Consider the following 19,595-nt stretch of genomic DNA (forward strand, 5'->3'; position numbering starts at 1 on the left):
TTCTTCAAGGGGATAAGACCAATGGCTACCGCCCAGGACATTCTGAACGAGATCAAGGAAAAAGACGTCAAGTACGTCGACGTCCGCTTCACCGACATTCGCGGTCGAATGCAGCACGTCACCTTTGATATCGATCTGGTGGACGAGGAATTCCTGACCGACGGCACGATGTTCGACGGTTCGTCGATCGCGGGCTGGAAGGCGATCAACGAAAGCGACATGAAGCTGCGTCCGGACCTGGACACGGCCTATATCGACCCCTTCTACCAGCAGACCACGCTGTGCCTGTTCTGCGACGTCGTGAACCCCGACACCGGCACCCCCTACAACCGCGACCCGCGTTCGATCGCCAAGGCGGCGCTGAACTACGTGAAGTCGGCCGGTATCGGCGACACCGTGTTCTTCGGCCCTGAAGCCGAGTTCTTCATCTTCGACGACGTGCGCTGGTCCACCGATCCGCACAACACCGGCTACTCCTACGACTCGACCGAACTGCCGGCCAACACCGGCAAGTCGTACGCCGAGGGCAATATGGGCCACCGCCCGGGTCCCAAGGGCGGCTACTTCCCGGTCAACCCGGTCGACTCGGCTCAAGACCTGCGCGGCGAAATGCTGGCCGTCATGGGCGAGCTCGGCATGAAGCCGGAAAAGCACCACCACGAAGTGGCGCCGGCCCAGCACGAACTCGGCCTGAAGTTCGACACCATGATCGTCATGGCCGACCGGATGCAGCTCTACAAATACGTCATCCACAACGTGGCCGCGGCCTACGGCAAGTCGGCGACCTTCATGGCCAAGCCGATGTTCGCCGACAACGGTTCGGGCATGCACGTCCACCAGTCGATCTGGGCCGACGGCAAGCCGCTGTTCGCGGGCGACAAGTACGCCGGCCTGTCGCAAATGTGCCTGTGGTACATCGGCGGCATCATCAAGCACGCCAAGGCGATCAACGCCTTCTCGAACTCGACCACCAACTCCTACAAGCGTCTGGTGCCCGGCTACGAAGCCCCGGTGAAGTTGGCCTACTCGGCCCGCAACCGTTCGGCCTCGATCCGCATCCCGCACGTCGACTCGCCGAAGGCCAAGCGCATCGAAGCCCGCTTCCCGGACCCGATGGGCAACCCCTACCTGACCTTCGTCGCCCTGCTGATGGCCGGCCTGGACGGCATCATCAACCAGATCGACCCGGGCGCGGCCCAAGACAAGAACCTGTACGACCTGCCGCCCCGCGAGCAGAAGAAGGTTCCGGAAGTCTGCGGCTCGCTGCGTGAAGCTCTGGAAAACCTCGACAAGGACCGCGGCTTCCTGAAGGCCGGCGGGGTCATGGACGACGACTTCATCGACGCCTACATCGAGCTGAAGATGCAAGAGGTCATGCGCCTCCAGATGCATCCGCACCCGGTCGAATTCGACATGTACTATTCCTGCTAGTCGAAACCGCCTGAGGCGATTTCAGGAAGGGGCCGCGGAGCAATCCGCGGCCCCTTCTCTGTTGGGCGCACCTCAGGGTGGTTGACGGACGCTGTTCAGTCAGCCGACATCCCCGGCCAAGCTTGCGGAAAACGCAGGCGGCGAATGGGGGAATCACGATGGCGAAGAAGCTTCTGACGACGGCCGCCCTGGTGCTGGGCGCGGGTCTGGCCTCCAGCGTCGTCGCCGCCCCCTATGAGGCGCAGATCGTCCGGACCCAGTTCGGCATCCCCCACATCACCGCCAAGAACTATCGCGGCATTGGCTATGGCCAGGGCTACACCTTCGCCCAGGACAACCTCTGCCTGCTGGCCGACAAGGTCGTCACGGTGAACGGCGAGCGCGCCAAGCACTTCGGCCCCGACGCCACCACCGTCATCGCCTTCACCGACATCAAGAACCTGGAGAGCGACTTCTTCTTCCGGGCCAACACCGACATCGCGGCCCTGCGCGCCGCCCGCGCCAAGGGCCCTGCCGACTATCGCGACCTGGTCGACGGCTATGTCGCCGGCTTCAACCGCTTCCTGGCCGACACGCCCAAGGACAAGCTGCCCGGCGAGTGCGGCGACAAGGCCTGGCTGCGGCCGATCACGATCGACGACATGCTGCGCCTGAACGAGGAGCGGATGATCCAGGCCAGCGGCGGGGCCTGGCTGCGCCAGACCAACGCCGCCGCGCCGCCGACGACCGCCGCGGCCCTAAAGCCGGCCGCGAGCCTTGGCCTGCCGAACATGGCCGAGATGATCGGCCTGGGCTCCAACGGCTGGGCCTTCGGCCGCGAGGTCACCGCCAACCAGTCGGGTCTGCTGCTCGGCAACCCCCACTTCCCGTGGGAAGGCACCAATCGCTTCTACCAGACCCACCTGACGATCCCCGGCAAGTTCGACGTGATGGGCGTGACCATCGCCGGCGGACCGGGCATGTCGATCGGGTTCAACAAGGACGTGGCCTGGACCCACACGGTCTCCACCGACCGCCACTTCACCCTGTTCGAACTGGCCCTCGATCCGGCCGATCCGACCGCCTACCTCGTCGACGGCAAGCGCCACGTCATGGATCGCAAGAACGTCACGGTCGAGACCCCCACCGGGCCGCAGACCCGCACATTCTATACGACCAGCTACGGCCCGGTCGTGGTGATGCCCCAGGCTGGCCTGACCTGGAACACCAAGACCGCCTACGCCCTGCGCGACGCCAACCGGGGCAACTCCAACTCGTCCGAAACCTGGCTGCGGATCGCCCGCGCCAAGTCGGTGGGCGAGATCAGGCAGGTGATCGAGCAGACATTGGGCATTCCGTGGGTCAACACCATCGCCGCCGACCGGCATGGCGACGCGCTCTACGCCGACATCACCGCCACCCCCAACGTCTCGGCCCAGAAGCTGAAGGACTGCGCGCCCAGCGCCGCCGCCGCCGCCCTCGGGCCGATGGCGCGGGTCTATGTGCTGGATGGCGCGCGCTCGGCCTGCAACTGGGACGCGCCCGGCCTGATGCCCGGCGCGGCCATGCCGGCCATCGTCCGCACGGACTATGTCGCCAACAGCAATGACAGCTACTGGCTGGCCAACGCCAAGGCGCCGATGGCGGCCTTCTCGCCGCTGGTCGGCCCCGCGGCGACCCCGCAGAACCTGCGCACCCGCTCAGGCATTGTGGAGATCGACAGCCGCCTGGCCGGCGAAGACGGCCTGGAGGGCAAGACCTTCGACGCCCAGAAGATCAAGACCATGCTGTTCTGGAACCGTAACCTGGCCGCCGACCTCTATCTCGACGACGCGCTGAAGGTCTGCGGCGCCAGCCCCACGGCGACCACCGCCGCCGGCAAGACCGTGGACATCAAGGCCGCCTGCGAGGTCCTGGCCAAGTGGGACCGCCGCATGGACAACGAAAGCGTCGGCGCCCACGTCTTCGTCGAGTTCTGGCGTCTGGCCCAGAAGATCCCGAACCTCTACGCCACGCCCTTCGACCCCGCCGATCCGGTCCACACCCCGCGTGGCCTGAAGACCGACGGCGAGACCGCCGCCAAGCTGCGAGCGGCCCTAGCCGGCGCGGTCGAGGTGCTCGAAACCCAAAAGACGCCGCTGGACGCGCCCTATGGCTCGATCCACTTCGCGATCCGCGGCGACCAGAAGATCCCGATCCACGGCGGCGAAGGCGGCGACGGGGTGCTGAACGCCCAGCAAGCGCGCTGGAACCCGCAGGCCGGCGGCTACGTGCCCAATCACGGCTCCAGCTACATCCAGGTCGTGACCTTCGACGACAAGGGACCGGTGGCGGACGCCGTGCTGTCCTACTCGCAGTCCTCGGACCCGGCCTCGCCCTACTTCGCCGACCAGACCTGGCTCTACTCCAAGAAGGGCTGGCACCGCCTGCCCTTCAGCAAGGCCGACATCGCCAAGGACGGCGCCGGGCCAGTGTTGGCGCTCAAGGGAAAATAGGCTCCGGCAGGCGCTCGCCGCTTCGGGCGGGCGCCGCGGCGCGGTTCTCCCGCGCATAATCGGTTCCCTCCCCAGTCCGCGATGTCGCGCCCTGCTGCGCCACATTGCATTCGCTTGGTCGGCGATTCATATGGGGCGGTCTCGAATCGTTCCATTTTCCCGGCAGCATGTCCCAGCCCCCCACTCCGCAAGCTTCCCTCTTCGACGACGCGTTGAATCCCGCGCCCGCCGCGCCGCTGGCGCAGAGCCATGAGCCGCGGCCTGATCCCGTCGTGTTGGGAACCAAGGAGCCGCTCGACGGCTACTCGGCCAAGGACATCGAGGTCCTCGAGGGGCTCGAGCCCGTTCGTAAACGCCCCGGCATGTACATCGGCGGCACTGACGAGCGCGCGCTGCACCACCTGTTCGCCGAAGTTCTCGACAACGCCATGGACGAGGCCGTCGCCGGCCACGCCAAGCTGATCGAGGTGCGGCTGGACGCCGACGGCGTGCTGACCGTCAAGGACGACGGCCGCGGCATCCCCGTCGACCCGCACCCGAAACATCCGGGCAAGTCGGCGCTGGAAGTCATCATGACCGTCCTGCACTCGGGCGGTAAGTTCTCGGGCAAGGCCTATGAGACCTCGGGCGGCCTGCACGGGGTCGGCGTCTCGGTGGTGAACGCGCTGTCTGAGCGCGTCGATGTCACCGCCTGGAAAGACGGCTTCGAATGGCGTCAGTCGTTCAGCCGCGGCAAGCCGCTGGCCGGCATCGAGAAGTTGAACCCGACCCGCAAGAAGGGCACGGCGATCAGCTTCCTGCCCGACCACCAGATCTTCGGCGAGAACGCGGTCTTCAAGCCGGCCCGCCTCTACCGGATGGCGCGCTCCAAGGCCTATCTGTTCGGCGGCGTCGAGATCCGCTGGAGCTGCGATCCCTCCCGCATCCAGGACCAGACCCCGGCCGAAGCGACCTTCCGCTTCCCGAACGGCCTGGCCGACTTCCTGGCCGAGCGGGTCAAGGGCATCGAGACCGTCACCCCCGAGCCCTTCGCCGGGCGCATCGAGCGCAAGAGCGAAGGCGGCGCAGTCGAGTGGGCGCTGACCTGGACCCCGGCCGGCTTCGGTGAGGCCGACGGCTTCATGCAGTCCTACTGCAACACCGTGCCCACCCCGGAAGGCGGCACCCATGAAGCCGGCCTGCGCGCAGCCTTGACCCGGGGCCTGAAAGCCTACGCCGAACTGACCGGCGAGAAGCGCGGCAGCATCCTAACGGCCGAGGACGTGATCTCCCAGGCCGGGGCGCTGATCAGCGTCTTCATCCGCAACCCCGAATTCCAGGGCCAGACCAAGGAGCGGCTGTCGTCGTCCGACGCCCAGAAGCTGGTCGAGAACGCCCTGCGCGACCCCTTCGATCACTGGCTGACCGCGCAGCCCAAGGCCGCCTCGGCCCTGCTCGAGTTCGTGATCGAGCGCGCCGAAGAGCGGCTGAAGCGCCGGCGCGACAAGGACGTCCAACGCGCCTCGGCGACCCGCAAGCTGCGCCTGCCGGGCAAGCTGGCCGACTGTTCGGGCCAAGCCACCGACGGCACGGAGATCTTCCTGGTCGAAGGCGACTCCGCCGGCGGCTCGGCCAAACAGGCCCGCAATCGCCGCACCCAGGCGATCCTGCCCCTGCGCGGCAAAATTTTGAACGTCGCTTCGGCGACGCTCGACAAGCTGGGCGGCAACAAGGAACTGACCGACCTGATGCTGGCGCTGGGCGTCCAGGGCGGCTCGAAATTCAAGGAAGAGGACCTGCGCTACGAGCGCGTGGTGATCATGACCGACGCCGACGTCGACGGCGCCCACATCGCTTCCCTGCTGATCACCTTCTTCTACCGCACCATGCCGAACCTGATCCGGGCCGGCCGGCTCTATCTCGCCCTGCCCCCGCTCTATCGGATGAGCCATGGCGGCAAGACCATCTACGCCCGCGACGATGCACACCGCGAGGAGCTGCTGGCCACCGAGTTCAAGGGCAAGAAGCCCGAGATCGGCCGCTTCAAGGGCCTGGGCGAAATGATGCCGGCCCAGCTCAAGGAGACCACCATGGACCCGACCACCCGGACCATGGCCCGCGTCACCCTGCCCCGCGCCGAGGAAAGCGTGGAGGACCTGGTCGAGGCCCTGATGGGTCGCAAACCGGAGCTCCGCTTCCGCTTCATCCAGGAAAACGCTGAGTTCGCGGTGGCCGACCTCGACGTCTAGCCCCGGCTGGCGGGCTGTTTCCGTCCCAGGGATCCAGCTTGGACGACGGCTCGCCAAGCGTCTTGGCGCCGCCCGCGCCAGCACCGCCGAGCCCTCGGCCGCCGCCTGACATGTCGCGCGCCGGTCTTCGTCCCGCCGTTCATAAGCCGTCCGACCACGGGCGATTTGGCCCGGTCGGCGGACAAACCCCGAGGGCCTTTGAACTACTAGCTACAGAACGCGTTTGACTTGAAGCTCGCACGCCGTATCTTGCCGCCGCGCGTGACGATCGCCGTCCGCGCCGCCGCGGCTTGCAAGCTCACTTCCTTTTACGGGCGGGCGCGCCGCCCCCATTGCAACTGAATGACCGAATTTTCCGAACTGGGCTTGTCGCCCGCTACGCTTCTGGCCGTGGCCGAGACCGGCTACACCACCGCCACGCCGATCCAGGCTGAAGCCATCCCCGTCGCCCTGCAAGGCCGCGACGTTCTTGGCATCGCTCAGACCGGCACGGGCAAGACCGCCGCCTTCACCCTGCCGATGATCGAACGCCTGGCCGCTGGGCGCTCGAAAGCGCGCATGCCGCGCGCCCTGGTGATCGCCCCGACCCGCGAGCTGGCCGACCAGGTCGCCGCCTCCTTCGACAAATACTCCAAGGGTCAGAAGCGGACCCTGTCCTGGGCGCTGCTGATCGGCGGCGTCTCCTTCGGGGACCAGGAGTTGAAGCTTGATCGGGGCGTCGACGTCCTGATCGCCACGCCGGGCCGCCTGCTCGACCATTTCGAACGCGGCAAGCTGCTGATGACCGGCGTGCAGATGCTGGTGGTCGACGAAGCCGACCGCATGCTCGACATGGGGTTCATCCCCGACATCGAGCGCATCTTCAAGCTGACGCCCGCCAAGAAGCAGACGCTGTTCTTCTCGGCGACCATGCCGCCGGAAATCACCCGGCTGACCAAGCAGTTCCTCAATGATCCGGTGCGGATCGAGGCGACGCGGCCGGCCACCACGGCTGAGACCATCTCGCAGTACATCGTGCGACTGCCGACCGCCGATCCGAAGGCCAAGCGCACTGCGCTGCGCATGCTGATCGCCGCCGACGACGTGCGCAACGGCATCGTCTTCTGCAACCGCAAATCCGAAGTCGACATCGTCGCCAAGTCGCTGAAGACCCACGGGTTCGACGCCGCCCCCATCCACGGCGACCTCGATCAGGCCACGCGGATGCGCACGCTGGAAGCGTTCCGCAAGGGCGAGCTGAAGCTGCTCTGCGCGTCGGACGTCGCCGCTCGCGGTCTCGACGTTCCTGACGTCAGCCACGTCTTCAACTACGACGTGCCGCACCATGCCGACGACTATGTGCACCGGATCGGCCGCACCGGCCGGGCCGGCCGCAGCGGCAAGGCCTATATGATCGTCACCCCTGCCGATGCGAAGAACATCGACAAGGTGCTGAAGCTGATCGGCAAGAACCCTGAAGAGGTCGTGCTGGAAGGCGTCGACTTCGCCAGCATCAAGGACGAACGCCGCGAACGCAGCGGTGGACGTGACCGTGGCGGCCGCGAACGCGGTGGCCGCGAACAGCGCCCGCGCCGTATCGAGCCGCACGGTGAAGTCGCCTCGATGGACGCCATTGTCGCGCCGCCAGCCGCCGAGGGCGAGGAAGCTGCTCCGCGTCGCCGGACCCGTGGCCGCGCCGAGCCCAAGCCCGCGACCGTCGTCGCTCCCGAGGCGCCCGTCGTCCGCGAGGAACGTCCCAACCGCGAGGAACGTCCTAGCCGCGAGGAACGCCCCCGCCAGGAAGAACGTCCTCGTCAGGAAGAACGTCCCCGCCGGGAAGAGCGCCCTCGTCAGGAAGAACGCCCGCAACGCGAGGATCGTGCACATCGCGACGCGCGCCCTCGTCGTGACGAGCGTCCCCGCCGCGACGATCACCACGACGACCGCGACAGCGTCGTGGGCTTCGGCGCCGACACTCCGGCGTTCCTGTTGCGCGCCTCGCCCAGACCTTCGACCACCGAATAGAGCCGCGCCTTAACGGCTCGTTCGGCTATCCCGACTAAGGTCATCGCCCAGAATTAGGGTTCTGCGTGAAACGCGGAGCTTGAGACCGGGGAAGACAGAATGTCGGGCGACATCGAAACCAAACTGCGTGGACCGGGGGCTTACGCCCTCGCCCGTCGGACCATGGACGCCATGGAGGCGAACCAGGTTTGGCCGACCGCAGTCAATTTCGAGCTTTGGACCCACTACGTCGCCGAGCCCGACAGCGCCCTGGGGCGGGAAATCGCCCGGCTGCTGTCGTCCGGTGAAGCCTTCACCGACACGCTCGCGGACGAACTGGCCGCCGCCTTCCTGCCGAAGGCCAAGCTGAACGAACAGATCCGCGACGCCGGCGACGCCCTGACCAAGGAATTGGACGCCGTCAGCCGCGCCATCGAAAGCGCCCAGAAATCCAGCGAAGCCTACGGCCAGACCTTGGCCGGCGCCTCACGGTCCCTGGCCGACATGGACGATGCGGCCGAACTCAAGGCCATGGTCGAGAACCTGAGCACCGCCACTCGGCGCGTCCAGCGCGAGAACAAGTCCCTCGAAAAGCGCCTGTCGGAATCGACCTCCGAGGTCACCAAGCTGCGTGAACACCTGGAACAGGTCCGACGCGACGCCACCACGGACGGCCTGACCAACCTGGCCAACCGCAAGGCTTTCGACGAAGAGCTCGCCCGGGCCTGCGCCGACGCCGAGGCCGACGGCCACAGCCTGACCCTGGCGGTCATCGACATCGACCACTTCAAGAACTTCAACGACACCTGGGGCCACCAGACCGGCGACCAGGTGATCCGCTACGTGGCCAGCGTGATCGGCCGGGTCGGCGCACCGCCTCGCTTCGCCGCCCGCTACGGCGGCGAGGAGTTCGCGCTGATCTTCCCGCGCGAGACCGCCGAGATAGCGATCACCGTCCTGGAAGAGATCCGCGAGGAAGTCTCCTCCCGCATGCTGAAGCGCCGCTCCACCAATGACGACCTGGGCGCGATCACCGTCTCGGTCGGATTGGCCGAGCTGCATCGCGGCGAAGGCGCCCACGGCCTGATGGAGCGCTCCGACAGCGCGCTCTATGTTTCCAAGCGTTCGGGCCGCAATCGGGTGACCAGCGCCGAGACCGTCGCCGCCGCAGCCTGAGCCTGGCGCTTTTCCCCTAGCCTGACGCCGGGGTATCCTCTCTTAGATCGTCCGCAGAGACGCCCAAGGGGAGCCCGCCATGGCCTATTCGAAGATCAAGACGTCGGTAAGCGACGGTATCGGCCTGGTGACCCTGGCCGACCCGTCCACCCTGAACGCCGCAGGCCTCGACCTGATGGCCGAGCTTCAGGACGCCTTCGAAGCCTTCAAGAACGACGAGGCCGTGCGCTGCGTGGTGCTGACCGGCGAGGGCCGAGGCTTTTGCTCCGGCGCCAATCTCTCGGGCAGAGGCCCTGCTCCCGAGACGGCCGATCCGGAAGGCCCCGACGCCGGCGCCAGCCTGGAGAGCACCTACAACCCCTTCGTCAGTTCGCTGCGCGAATACCCCATCCCGATCGTCACCGCGATCAACGGCGTCGCCGCCGGCGTCGGCTGTTCGCTGGCCCTGATGGGCGACATCATCGTCGCGGCCGAGAGCGCCTACTTCCTGCAGGCGTTCCGCCGCATCGGCCTGGTGCCGGACGGCGGCTCGACCTACCTGCTGCCCCGGCTGATCGGCAAGGCGCGCGCCATGGAGATGGCCCTGCTCGGCGAGAAGGTTCCGGCCAAGACCGCGCTGGAATGGGGCCTGGTCAACCGCTGCGTGCCCGACGACCAGTTGATGGCCACGGCCATGGAGCTGGCCAAGGCGCTGGCCACCGGCCCCAAGGCCCTGGGCGCCATCCGCAAGCTCGTCTGGGAGAGCCTAGACGAGGAATGGGCCGCCCAGCTCCACGCCGAGCGCACGGCCCAGAAGCACGCCGGCCGCACCGAGGACAGCCGCGAGGGCATCCTGGCCTTCCTTCAGAAGCGCCCCGCGGAGTTCAAGGGCCGCTAGGTCGAGGCGCGGGCTCGCTCACGCCTCACCCAGATGGTCTCGGACGCGGCCACCACCACCAAGACGGCCGAGACCAGCGCGCTCAGGACCAAGGGCGTCATGCTCATCCCAATCGGGGCCAACACCGCCAAGGCCAGCAGGCCACCGATATGGGCGCGAGGCAGTCGCCCGGTCGTCGCGCGCCGGAACAACAGGTCGCCCAGCAGGTAGAGGCCGGGGCCGCCGAGCAGCACCGCGGCGGTGCTGAGATGCATCTCGCCGTAGGGATGGGCCAAGGTCAGTTCGTCGCCTACGGCGGTCACCACCACGCCGGCGATCAGCGGCATGTGGATGTAGGTATAGGCCAGCCGCGCCACTCGGCCGGGATCGCTGGAGGAGACGAACTGCCGGCTCGCGCGCTCGGCGGCGGCGTCGAAATAGATCCACCACATGGCCACGCTGCCGACAAAGGCGGCCAGGAACGCGCCGATCACGCCGACGCTCGGCTCAAGATTGGCGGCGGTCGCGCCGGTGACCAGGATCGACTCGCCCAGCGCGATGATCACGAACAGCGCGCAACGCTCGGCCATGTGCGCGCCCTCGACGTCCCAGTCGGCGGTGGTCGATCGGCCAAGGCCCGGTGTCCAGAAGCCCAGCGACGGCGAGACGAAGTCGATCAGCATGGCGCAGGCCCACAGGGCCAGCCGCGCGCCGTCTTCCGCCAAGCCGCCGGCGATCCACAGCACCCCCGAACCGATCAGCCAGATCGTGATCCGCTGGAAGTTCCGATAGTTGGCCGCGTTGTGGCCGCGAAGCGCCCACATGACGAAGGCCGAGCGCCCGACCTGCATGAAGACATAGGCCCCAGCGAAGGCCAGGCCGCGGTCGCCGAAGGCCCGCGGCAGCGACGTCGAGAGCATCAGCCCCGCCAACATCAGGACCAGCAGCATGAGCCGGACCGGCGTGCGGTCCGGCTCCAGCCAGTTGGTGATCCAGCAGGTGTAGATCCACACCCACCAGACCGCGAGGAACAGCAGCGCGGTCTGCACCGCGCCCATCGGCGTCAGGTGCTCGAGCAGCGAATGAGAAAGCTGGGTGATCGCGAAGACGAAGACCAGATCGAAGAACAGCTCGATATAGGTGACGCGGTGGTGCTCGTGCCCCGCGCGCCTCCGCTGCAGATCCGCCCGCGCCCCGATCATGCCCGTTCTCCGCTTTCGCAGGGGCAAGTCTAGGCCAGCGCAGCGGACGCGCCAGCGGCCTCATGCAAAGATTGTTCGAGAAGCTCGGCCGCCGCTAGGCGTCGTGCGCCTTGGCGGGCTCGATGGTGACGCTTTCGCCGCAACCACAGGCGTCGGTCTCGTTCGGGTTCTGGAAGGTGAACTTCGAGGAGAGCTTGGTGGTCACGTAGTCGATCGTGGTGCCGATCAGGAACAGCACCGCCTTGGGCTCGATCAGGATCGTCACGCCCTTGTCCTCGACCACCTCGTCCAGCGGCCCGGCGGTTTCGGCGTATTCCAGAATGTATTCCTGGCCGGCGCAGCCGCTGTTCTTCACGCCAACCCGCAAGCCTGCATAAGGCTTCTCGGCCTTGTCCATGATCTCGCGCACGCGGACGGCCGCGGCGTCGGTCAGGGTGATGACCTTTGGCCGGGGACGGCGAACGCGAGGAGCGGGCGTGAGGTTAAGGTCGGTCATGCTCAGCCTTATATGGTGTCAGAACATGTTGAGTTGAAGCTTCGCCTCGTCGGACATCCGAGACGGATCCCACGGCGGGTCGAAGACCAGGTCGACTTTTACCTCGCCGATGCCTGGAATTTCCTTCACGGCGTCCTGCACCCAGCCCGGCATCTCGCCAGCCACCGGGCAGCCTGGCGCGGTCAGGGTCATGTCGATGGCGACGTTCTTCTCGTCCGACACGTCGACCTTGTAGATCAGGCCGAGCTCGTAGATGTCGACCGGGATTTCCGGGTCGAACACCGTCTTCAGCTTCTCGATCAGCAGATCCGTCAGAGCGTCTAGCTCTGCTTGGCTCAGCGGCGAGGCGCTGGTCGGTTCGATGGCGGTCGCGTCATCCATAAGCATGCTCAAGCAAAAAAGGCCTGGGTACGGTTGAGGGCGTCGACGAAAACGTCGGCCTCCCCTTCCGTATTATATAGGGCGAAGGAAGCCCGAGCGGAGGACGTGACGCCGAAACGTCGCATCAGGGGCTCGGCGCAGTGAGTTCCGGCCCGCACCTCGACGCCGTAGCGGTCGAGAATTTGGGCCACGTCATGGGCGTGGGCGCCGTCGATGATGAAGGACAGAATAGCGCCCTTGCCAGGCGCCTCACCCAGCACGCGCAGCCAGTTGGCGCCGCTCAGGCCCTCGCGGACCCGCGTATAGATCTTGGCCTCGTGGGCGGCGATCGCGTCGCGATCCAGGCCGTTCAGCCATTCGATGGCCGCGCCCAGACCGATCGCCTCGATGATCGGCGGGGTGCCGGCTTCAAAGCGATGCGGCGGGTCGGCATAGGTGATTTTTTCGAGGCTGACCTCGCCGATCATCTCGCCGCCGCCCTGATAGGGCGGCAGGGCGGCGAGTTCAGCGGCCTTGCCGTAGAGAACGCCTATCCCGGTCGGGCCATAGAGCTTGTGGCCGGAGAAGACGTAGAAATCGACGTCCAGGGCCTTCACGTCGACGGCCAAGTGGACAATGCCCTGGCAGCCGTCCAGCAGCACCTTGGCGCCCACGGCATGGGCCTGGGCGATGATCTCGCCGACCGGATTGATGGTGCCCAGCACGTTGGACATGTGCGTGACGGCCACGACCTTGGTCCGCGCGGTCAGCAGGCCCGGCAGGGCCTCCATGTCCAGACGGCCGTCGTCGAGCACGGGAATGAACTTCAGGACCACGCCCAGGCGTTCGCGCAGGAAGTGCCACGGCACGATGTTGGCGTGGTGCTCCATCTCGCTGAGCACGATCTCGTCGCCGGCCTTGAGGCCCGCGCCGATCCCGGAAGCGACCAGATTGATCGCCTCGGTCCCGCCCTTGGTGAAGACGATCTCGCCCAACTCGGCGTTGAGGAAGCTCGCCACCGACTTGCGGGCGGCCTCGTAGGCGTCGGTGGTCTCGTTGGCCAGGGTGTGCAGGCCGCGGTGCACATTGGCGTAGGAATGCTCCATGACCCGGGTCATGGCCTCGATCACCGCGCGCGGCTTCTGGGCCGAGGCGCCGCTGTCCAGATAGACCAGCGGCTTGCCGTTCACCTGCCGGCCGAGGATCGGGAACTCCGCGCGGACCTTTTCGACGTCGAAGGCCATGGTCAAAGCCCCAGGCCCTTGGCGGCCCAGAGCCTGGCCGCCTCACGCGCGCCCTCGTGCTCGATCCGGTCGATGACCTCGCCGACAAAGGCTTCGGTCAGCAGAGCGCGGGCGACCTCTTCGGGCATGCCGCGCTGCTGGGCGTAGAACAGGGCGTCCTGGTCGAAGGCGCCGATGGTGTTGCCGTGGGCGCATTGAACGTCGTCGGCGAAGATCAGCAGCTCAGGCTTGGCGTCGACCTCGGCCTTGTCGGAGAGGATCAGCGCATGGTGGCCCATGCGGGCGTCGGTGCGGTCGGCGCCTTCGGCGACCACGATCCGGCCCTGGAAAACGCCGCGCGACTGGTCACGGACCACGCCCTTGGTCAGCTGGCTGGTGGTTCCGTCGACGCCCAGATGCTCGACCACAGTGGTCAGGTCGGCATGGCGCTTGCCGGCCAGCAGATAGGCGCCGTCCAGGCGAACCGCCGCGCCAGCGCCCGGATGGGCGACGCGGGTCTCGATGCGCTGGCGACGAGCGCCGTCAGTCAGCACGGTCTGGGCGAACTGCGCTTCGGCCCCTAGGGTGACCTCGGCGATGGAGACGCTGACGCCTTCAGCGCCATCGGCGGCCAGGACGATGCGTTCCAGGCGGGCCTTGGCCCCCACCGTGATCTTCAGGTCCAGATTGGCGACATAGTCGGCGCCGTCGCCCTCATAGCTTTCCAGCAGGATCAGATGGCCGCCGTCGGCGACCTCGACCTGCGCGGACGCCGAATGCGATCCGCCGCCCAGGGCCGCGAAATGCAGCGCCACCACATAGGGCTCCACCGAAGCGCTGCGGATGACGAACGGGTCGCTGGCGTTGACCACATGGATCGGCAGGTTGGCGAGGCTCGCGAACGGCCCGACCGGCGCTTCGCCCGCGAAGGGCTCCGACGGCGGCGGCAGAACGCGCAGCAGGCCGCGCAGGTCGGTCCACTTCCAATCCTCGTCACGCTTGCTGGGAAGCTGCGTGACGTCGTTGGCCTTGAGGGCGGTCGCTAGGCTCAAGCTGCCCTCGCGTACTTGTCGTAGCCTTCGCGCTCCAGCTCGTGGGCCAGTTCCGGACCGCCGCTCTCGGCGATACGGCCATCGGCCAGCACGTGGACGCGGTCGGGTTTGATGTAGTCGAGCAGCCGCTGATAGTGGGTGATCACCAGCATGGCCCGCTCGGGACTGCGCATCGCGTTCACGCCGTCGGCGACGATCTTCAGGGCGTCGATGTCAAGGCCGGAGTCGGTCTCGTCGAGGATCAGGAAGCGCGGCGAAAGCATCGCCATTTGAAAGATTTCCATCCGCTTCTTCTCACCGCCCGAGAAGCCGACATTGAGCGCCCGCTTGAGCATCTCGAAGTCGATCTTCAGCGAGGCGGCCGTCGCCCGGGCCAGCTTCAGGAACGCCGGCGCGGTGATCTCGGCCTCGCCGCGCGCCTTGCGCTGGGCGTTCATGGCGGTGCGGATGAAGGTCAGGGCCGGAACGCCGGGGATCTCCAGCGGATACTGGAACGACAGGAAGACGCCGCGGGCGGCGCGTTCGCTGGGATCCAGCGACAGCAGGTCCTCGCCGTCGAGCGTCGCGGTCCCCTCGCTCACCTCATAGCCCTGACGCCCGGTCAGGACATAGGACAGGGTCGACTTGCCGGCGCCGTTCGGCCCCATGATCGCGTGGACCTCGCCGGCCGGGACGTCGAGCGTCAGGCCCTTGAGGATCGCCTTGCCGTCGATTTCGGCGTGCAGGTTGGAAATCGAAAGCATCAGTTGGTCTCGTCGGCCAGGTATTGCGCCATCAGATCGAGGGCTTCCTCGTTCGTGTTCACCGTTTTGGCCTTACGCGGCGCGGCGGTGGGGGTGGAGGCGGTGCGTTTGTCGCCGGCCCGGACATTGATGGTCCCGGCCTCGAAATAGGCGTCGATCAGGTAATCGTCGTGATGCAGGCTGACCGTGTAGCGGCGAAGCTCCAGGGTCAGTCCTTTTTCCTTCAGGAAGCCCACATCGTCGGCCAGCGCGGCGTGCAGCATTTCGGCGCGCGCCAGATCCTCTTCCTGCTGCTTGCGCTCAGCCTCTTCGCGCGCATGACGAGCGGCGTCGCGGCGGGCGTGTTCAGCTTCGAAGGCGCGGCGGAAGGACATCGTGCGGTTCTCAAAGGTTGCGAGGGTCATCCGACGGATCCCTCCAGGGAAATGGCGACGAGTTTCTGGGCTTCCACGGCGAACTCCATGGGCAGTTCCTGCAGCACGTCCTTGACGAAGCCGTTGACCAGAAGCTGCACGGCCTCCTCCTGGGAGAGCCCGCGCTGCATGGCGTAGAACAGCTGGTCTTCGGAAAGCTTGGTGGTGGTGGCTTCGTGCTCGAACACGCACTGGCCGTTGCGCGCCTCGACATAGGGCACGGTGTGGGCCGCGCAGGTTTTGCCGATCAGCAGGCTGTCGCACTGGGTGAAGTTGCGCGCGCCCTTGGCCTTGGGGTGGGCCGAGACCAGGCCGCGATAGGTGTTGGACGAGCGGCCCGCGCTGATGCCCTTGGAGATGATCCGCGAGCGGGTGTTGGCCCCCAGATGGATCATCTTGGTGCCGGTGTCGGCCTGCTGGCGACCGTTGGTGATGGCGATCGAGTAGAACTCGCCGACGCTGCTCTCGCCGCGCAGGATGCAGGACGGGTACTTCCAGGTGATCGCCGAACCGGTCTCGACCTGGGTCCACGACACCTTGGCGCGGTCACCGCGGCAGTCCGCGCGCTTGGTGACGAAGTTGTAGATGCCGCCCTTCCCGGTTTCCGGGTCGCCCGGATACCAGTTCTGGACGGTGGAATATTTGATCTCGGCGTCGTCCAGGATGATCAGCTCGACCACGGCGGCGTGGAGCTGGTTCTCATCGCGCATCGGGGCGGTGCAGCCCTCCAGATACGAGACGTAAGAGCCCTTGTCGGCGATGATCAGGGTGCGTTCGAACTGACCGCTGTTCTCCGCATTGATACGGAAATAGGTCGAGAGCTCCATCGGGCAGCGCACGCCCGGCGGCACATAGACGAAGCTGCCGTCGGAGAAGACCGCCGCGTTCAGGCAGGCGTAGTAGTTGTCGGAGACCGGCACGACCGAGCTCAGATACTTCTTCACCAGCTCGGGGTGCTCGCGGATCGCCTCGCTCATCGAGCAGAAGATCACCCCGGCCTCGGCCAGTTCCTTCTTGAAGGTGGTGACCACCGAGACGCTGTCGAACACGGCGTCGACCGCGTAGCGCGGCGCGCCCTTCACGCCGGCCAGCACTTCCTGCTCGCGCAGCGGAATGCCCAGCTTGGCGTAGGTCGCCAGGATGTCGGGGTCGACCTCGTCCAGGCTGGCCGGGCCGACCTTTTCCTTGGGCGCGGCGTAGTAGTAGCTGTCCTGGTAGTCGATGCGCGGGAAGTAGACCTTGGCCCATTCCGGCTCGTCCATGGCCAGCCAGCGCTCATAGGCGTCCAGCCGGTACTCCAGCATCCACGCCGGCTCGTTCTTCTTGGCAGAGATGAAGCGCACGATGTCGGGCGACAGGCCCTTGGGGGCGAAGTCCTGCTCGATGTCGGTGACGAAGCCGTGCTTGTACTTCTCGAGGCTTTCGACGTGTTCGACGGTTTGTTTGACGGCGGCCATTTTACTAACTCCTCACGCCGCCGGCGCGCGGTGACGCGCGGCGTGACGGGAATGAACTTGTTCCCAGGCGGCGGCGAAGGCCGCCCAATCCTGCTCGGTGGTCGCCCACCCTCCAGAGACGCGGATGGCGCAGCTGGCCAGGTCGTCCAGGCCCATGGCGGTCAGGACATGGCTGGCCTTCACCTTGCCGGACGAACAGGCTGAGCCGGCGCTGACCATGATCCCGGCCAGATCCAGCGCCATCACCTGAAGTTCCGCGCCATACCCGGCGGCGGCGACGCACAGCGTGTTGGGCAGCCGTGCGGCGTCCTCGCCGATCACCAGCGCGCCATTCGCCTTCAGGCGCTCGGCGGCGGCGTCGCGCCAGGCGCTTTGAATTTCCTTGTCGCGCAACGAGGCCATGGCCGCGGCGCCGAAGCCCGCGATCCCGGCGACGTTCTCGGTGCCGGCGCGGCGTCCGCGCTCCTGCCCGCCGCCGTGCTGGCGACGCACCATGGTGGCGCGGGGGCCGAAGGTCAGCGCGCCCACGCCCTGCGGCCCGCCCAGCTTATGAGCCGAGACGACCAGGGTGTCGGCGCCGAGCGCGCGGCTGTCGGTGATGATCTTGCCGGCGCCCTGGATGGCGTCGACATGCAGCCAACCCTCGGCGGCGCGGACGATCTCGGACGCTTCACGCACCGGCTGGATCACGCCAGTCTCGTTATTGGCCAGCATCAGGGCGACGAAGGGTCGACCGTCGGCGGCGTCCCAGGCGGCGAGCCGCGCGGTCAGCCAACCCAGGTCAGCGGTCCCATCGGCCTTCACCGGCAGATATTCCACCGCGACGCCGGACGCCTTGGCGCTTTCCAGCACGCTGTCGTGTTCGACGGCGCTGACGATCAGGCGCTTGGAGCCGGTGGCGACCGCGCTCTCGATGGCCAGAGCGTTGGCTTCGGTGCCACCCGAGGTGAAGATCACGGTCGAGGCCGGCCCACCGATCAGGGCGGCGACTTCGTTGCGGGCATGCTCGACGATCGCGCGGGCCGAACGTCCGGCCGCGTGCACCGACGATGGATTGCCGCCGATGGCGAAGGCGCGCGTCATCGCCTCGACCGCCTCGGGGCGGATCGGCGCGGTGGCGTTGCAATCGAGGTACACGCCGCTCATGCCGCCCTCGACTCCCGGTCGGACAACCGTCCGCTCACGAGATCCTCAAGCGAGACCGAGGCGAGATAGGTTTCGAGCTGACGCCCCATCTCTTCCCAGAGATCGTGGGTCATGCAGCGCTCGCCCTTGAGCATGCAGCCCTTGCCCTTGCCGCAGCGGGTCGCGCGCAGGGGCTCGTCCACGGCCATGACGATGTCGGCGATGTTGGTGTGTTCGGCCTCGCGGGCCAGGCGATAGCCGCCGCCCGGACCACGCAGGCTCTTCACCAGGCCGCGACGACGCAGGCGGGCGAACAATTGCTCGAGATAGGAGAGCGAAATCTGCTGGCGGGCGGCGATTTCGGCCAGGGTCACGGCGCGATCGCCCTCGGCCAACGCGGCCTGGCGGCGCGCGAGGTCGGCCATGGCCATCACCGCATATCGTCCCTTAGTCGAAAGGCGCATGTCGCTCCGTAAAACCTCAGTGCTTTTTTTCGAGCTTTTGGCGCGGCCCGTATGTTACAGGCCCCGGCTTGCACGGGGCTTGTCGCCGGAACCGGCCGACGGTCGCGATCTAGGAAGACCGAGCGCAGTAGTCAAGTATTAGACGCTACGCCTGACGAGAGGGATAGCATGCCAGAAGTGGTTCTGACCGGCGCGGCCGGGCGGATTGAAGGCCGGTACACCCCGGGCAAGAGCGAGACGGCGCCCATTGCGCTGATCTTGCATCCGCACCCGAAAGCCGGCGGGCAGATGAACCACCCGGTGGCGGTGCAACTCTTCCACCTGTTCATGAAGCGCGGCTTCTCGACCCTGCGGTTCAATTTCCGCGGCGTCGGCCGCAGCCAGGGCGAGTTCGATTCGGGCATCGGCGAATTGGCCGACGCCGCGACGGCGCTTGATTGGCTGCAGACGAACAACCCCGCCGCCTCGCAATGCTGGGTGGCCGGCTACTCGTTCGGCGCCTGGATCGGCATGCAGCTCTTGATGCGTCGCCCGGAGACGGACGGCTTCATCTCGGTCTCGCCGCCGACCAACATGTATGACTTCAGCTTCCTGGCGCCCTGCCCGGCCTCGGGCCTGATCCTGCACGGCGGCGCCGACACCGTGGTTCCGCCCGTCGAGGTGGAACGCGTGGTCTCCAAGCTGCGCACCCAGAAGGGCATCGTCATCGACCACGAGGTCGTCGACGGCGCCACCCACTTCTGGGCCGAGCACCTGCCGGAAGTCGAACGCCGCGTCGGGACCTATCTCGACAAGCGCATCGAAGCCGACCCGATCTAAGCGGGCAACACCGCTCATCCCGGCGAAAGCCCGGGACCTAAGCCGAGGTCGGTTCAAGCTCCGACCTCGGCTTTTTTCTGAGAGGCCGCTTGG

Annotated in this window: 17 protein-coding genes; 7 read left to right on the top strand and 10 right to left on the bottom strand. The window is 66.9% G+C overall.

The features are described 5' to 3' along the window. Window positions 1-21 precede the first annotated feature (21 nt). The 6 genes from glnA (at window position 22) to ASE02_RS12420 (ending at window position 10,169) form a co-directional block, all read left to right on the top strand. Window positions 22-1,431 carry a type I glutamate--ammonia ligase gene (glnA, locus tag ASE02_RS12395; protein ID WP_056734580.1) on the top strand — a complete coding sequence of 470 codons (1,410 nt, stop codon included), beginning with the start codon at window positions 22-24 and terminating at the stop codon, window positions 1,429-1,431. 158 nt (window positions 1,432-1,589) lie between these two features. Further along, the gene (locus ASE02_RS12400; protein ID WP_082602034.1) at window positions 1,590-3,905 is read left to right on the top strand and encodes an acylase; all 2,316 of its coding nucleotides are present in this window, start codon (window positions 1,590-1,592) and stop codon (window positions 3,903-3,905) included. A gap of 167 nt (window positions 3,906-4,072) precedes the next feature. Next, window positions 4,073-6,133 carry a DNA topoisomerase IV subunit B gene (gene parE / locus ASE02_RS12405; protein WP_056734581.1) on the top strand — a complete coding sequence of 687 codons (2,061 nt, stop codon included), beginning with the start codon at window positions 4,073-4,075 and terminating at the stop codon, window positions 6,131-6,133. A gap of 342 nt (window positions 6,134-6,475) precedes the next feature. Further along, entirely contained in the window at window positions 6,476-8,137 is a 1,662-nt protein-coding gene (locus tag ASE02_RS12410; protein WP_056734583.1) for a DEAD/DEAH box helicase, read from the top strand. A 99-nt stretch (window positions 8,138-8,236) separates the two neighbouring features. Beyond that, window positions 8,237-9,292 carry a GGDEF domain-containing protein gene (locus ASE02_RS12415; protein WP_056734586.1) on the top strand — a complete coding sequence of 352 codons (1,056 nt, stop codon included), beginning with the start codon at window positions 8,237-8,239 and terminating at the stop codon, window positions 9,290-9,292. A gap of 79 nt (window positions 9,293-9,371) precedes the next feature. Continuing rightward, entirely contained in the window at window positions 9,372-10,169 is a 798-nt protein-coding gene (locus ASE02_RS12420) for an enoyl-CoA hydratase/isomerase (RefSeq protein WP_056734588.1), read from the top strand. On the opposite strand, the gene ASE02_RS12425 is transcribed toward ASE02_RS12420, so the two are convergent. The 10 genes from ASE02_RS12425 to ASE02_RS12470 all read right to left on the bottom strand — a co-directional run bounded on the left by ASE02_RS12425 (window position 10,166) and on the right by ASE02_RS12470 (window position 18,683). Then, window positions 10,166-11,350: a low temperature requirement protein A gene (locus ASE02_RS12425; protein WP_056734590.1), complete on the bottom strand. Its 1,185-nt coding sequence runs from the start codon at window positions 11,348-11,350 to the stop codon at window positions 10,166-10,168. The genes ASE02_RS12420 and ASE02_RS12425 overlap by 4 nt on opposite strands. 94 nt (window positions 11,351-11,444) lie before the next feature. After that, window positions 11,445-11,846, bottom strand: a complete 402-nt coding sequence (locus tag ASE02_RS12430) for an iron-sulfur cluster assembly accessory protein (protein WP_056734592.1) — start codon at window positions 11,844-11,846, stop codon at window positions 11,445-11,447. Window positions 11,847-11,864: 18 nt separating this feature from the next. After that, on the bottom strand, window positions 11,865-12,227 hold the full coding sequence (locus ASE02_RS12435) for an SUF system Fe-S cluster assembly protein (protein ID WP_056734594.1): 363 nt from the start codon (window positions 12,225-12,227) through the stop codon (window positions 11,865-11,867). 8 nt (window positions 12,228-12,235) lie between these two features. Beyond that, window positions 12,236-13,450, bottom strand: a complete 1,215-nt coding sequence (locus tag ASE02_RS12440) for an aminotransferase class V-fold PLP-dependent enzyme (RefSeq protein WP_056734941.1) — start codon at window positions 13,448-13,450, stop codon at window positions 12,236-12,238. Between the two features lie 2 nt (window positions 13,451-13,452). Then, window positions 13,453-14,481, bottom strand: a complete 1,029-nt coding sequence (sufD, locus tag ASE02_RS12445) for a Fe-S cluster assembly protein SufD (protein WP_056734597.1) — start codon at window positions 14,479-14,481, stop codon at window positions 13,453-13,455. After that, window positions 14,478-15,224, bottom strand: coding sequence for a Fe-S cluster assembly ATPase SufC (gene sufC / locus ASE02_RS12450; protein WP_056734599.1), 747 nt, complete (start codon window positions 15,222-15,224; stop codon window positions 14,478-14,480). Before sufC ends, sufD begins: the two co-directional genes overlap by 4 nt. Beyond that, a complete protein-coding gene (locus ASE02_RS12455) occupies window positions 15,224-15,628 on the bottom strand; it encodes a hypothetical protein (RefSeq protein WP_156406026.1) in 405 nt (134 codons plus the stop codon). Before ASE02_RS12455 ends, sufC begins: the two co-directional genes overlap by 1 nt. Then, on the bottom strand, window positions 15,625-17,094 hold the full coding sequence (gene sufB / locus ASE02_RS12460) for a Fe-S cluster assembly protein SufB (protein WP_056734603.1): 1,470 nt from the start codon (window positions 17,092-17,094) through the stop codon (window positions 15,625-15,627). Before sufB ends, ASE02_RS12455 begins: the two co-directional genes overlap by 4 nt. Before the next feature lie 12 nt (window positions 17,095-17,106). After that, complete coding sequence (locus tag ASE02_RS12465; RefSeq protein ID WP_056734605.1) at window positions 17,107-18,240, bottom strand: cysteine desulfurase family protein; 1,134 nt, start codon at window positions 18,238-18,240, stop codon at window positions 17,107-17,109. Continuing rightward, the gene (locus tag ASE02_RS12470; RefSeq protein WP_056734607.1) at window positions 18,237-18,683 is read right to left on the bottom strand and encodes an Rrf2 family transcriptional regulator; all 447 of its coding nucleotides are present in this window, start codon (window positions 18,681-18,683) and stop codon (window positions 18,237-18,239) included. Before ASE02_RS12470 ends, ASE02_RS12465 begins: the two co-directional genes overlap by 4 nt. A gap of 168 nt (window positions 18,684-18,851) precedes the next feature. Between ASE02_RS12470 and ASE02_RS12475 the strand changes: the two genes are divergently transcribed. Beyond that, entirely contained in the window at window positions 18,852-19,502 is a 651-nt protein-coding gene (locus ASE02_RS12475) for an alpha/beta hydrolase (protein ID WP_056734609.1), read from the top strand. Window positions 19,503-19,595 lie beyond the last annotated feature (93 nt).

It is taken from the genome of Phenylobacterium sp. Root700 (assembly GCF_001429025.1).
Taxonomy (GTDB): Bacteria; Pseudomonadota; Alphaproteobacteria; order Caulobacterales; family Caulobacteraceae; genus Phenylobacterium.

Excerpts from the sequence above, each read along its gene's own strand:
- glnA (WP_056734580.1), top strand. The coding sequence starts at position 22 with ATGGCTACCGCCCAGGACATTCTGAACGAGATCAAGGAAAAAGACGTC.
- ASE02_RS12400 (WP_082602034.1), top strand. The coding sequence starts at position 1,590 with ATGGCGAAGAAGCTTCTGACGACGGCCGCCCTGGTGCTGGGCGCGGGT.
- parE (WP_056734581.1), top strand. The coding sequence starts at position 4,073 with ATGTCCCAGCCCCCCACTCCGCAAGCTTCCCTCTTCGACGACGCGTTG.
- ASE02_RS12410 (WP_056734583.1), top strand. The coding sequence starts at position 6,476 with ATGACCGAATTTTCCGAACTGGGCTTGTCGCCCGCTACGCTTCTGGCC.
- ASE02_RS12415 (WP_056734586.1), top strand. The coding sequence starts at position 8,237 with ATGTCGGGCGACATCGAAACCAAACTGCGTGGACCGGGGGCTTACGCC.
- ASE02_RS12420 (WP_056734588.1), top strand. The coding sequence starts at position 9,372 with ATGGCCTATTCGAAGATCAAGACGTCGGTAAGCGACGGTATCGGCCTG.
- ASE02_RS12425 (WP_056734590.1), bottom strand. The coding sequence starts at position 11,350 with ATGATCGGGGCGCGGGCGGATCTGCAGCGGAGGCGCGCGGGGCACGAG.
- ASE02_RS12430 (WP_056734592.1), bottom strand. The coding sequence starts at position 11,846 with ATGACCGACCTTAACCTCACGCCCGCTCCTCGCGTTCGCCGTCCCCGG.
- ASE02_RS12435 (WP_056734594.1), bottom strand. The coding sequence starts at position 12,227 with ATGGATGACGCGACCGCCATCGAACCGACCAGCGCCTCGCCGCTGAGC.
- ASE02_RS12440 (WP_056734941.1), bottom strand. The coding sequence starts at position 13,450 with ATGGCCTTCGACGTCGAAAAGGTCCGCGCGGAGTTCCCGATCCTCGGC.
- sufC (WP_056734599.1), bottom strand. The coding sequence starts at position 15,224 with ATGCTTTCGATTTCCAACCTGCACGCCGAAATCGACGGCAAGGCGATC.
- ASE02_RS12455 (WP_156406026.1), bottom strand. The coding sequence starts at position 15,628 with ATGACCCTCGCAACCTTTGAGAACCGCACGATGTCCTTCCGCCGCGCC.
- sufB (WP_056734603.1), bottom strand. The coding sequence starts at position 17,094 with ATGGCCGCCGTCAAACAAACCGTCGAACACGTCGAAAGCCTCGAGAAG.
- ASE02_RS12465 (WP_056734605.1), bottom strand. The coding sequence starts at position 18,240 with ATGAGCGGCGTGTACCTCGATTGCAACGCCACCGCGCCGATCCGCCCC.
- ASE02_RS12470 (WP_056734607.1), bottom strand. The coding sequence starts at position 18,683 with ATGCGCCTTTCGACTAAGGGACGATATGCGGTGATGGCCATGGCCGAC.
- ASE02_RS12475 (WP_056734609.1), top strand. The coding sequence starts at position 18,852 with ATGCCAGAAGTGGTTCTGACCGGCGCGGCCGGGCGGATTGAAGGCCGG.